The organism is Mycobacterium arosiense ATCC BAA-1401 = DSM 45069, assembly GCF_002086125.1.
GTDB classification, from domain to species: domain Bacteria; phylum Actinomycetota; class Actinomycetes; order Mycobacteriales; family Mycobacteriaceae; genus Mycobacterium; species Mycobacterium arosiense.
In genome coordinates this window covers 1-236 of the sequence record NZ_MVHG01000404.1, presented here as the reverse complement: position 1 = coordinate 236, position 236 = coordinate 1, and the positions used below count along the sequence as shown (strand labels likewise).

Below are 236 nucleotides of genomic sequence, written 5' to 3'. Positions count from 1 at the left end.
AGCCGAGGCTGCCGTCGGCGCGCTGCAGGGGGATGGCGAAGGTCTTGCCTGCGCCGCTCTGCATGGCGCGCTGGAAGGGTTGGCGGGCACGCGCCAGGTCGTCTTCGCCGAGCAGTTCGTAGTAGGGATGGCCGATCAGCGTTTCGCGCGTCTGGCCGAGCAGTTGGCAGAGCGCGGGGTTGACGGTGAGGATCACGCCGTCGACGTCCATTTCGAAGTAGCCGTCGCGCATCGAC

1 protein-coding gene is annotated in these 236 nt (G+C 67.8%); it reads right to left on the bottom strand.

Annotated features, from left to right (window positions below; translation table 11 throughout):
* On the bottom strand, positions 1 to 236 hold a 236-nt coding region (locus tag BST14_RS32350), incomplete at both ends, for a PAS domain-containing protein (protein ID WP_142279743.1).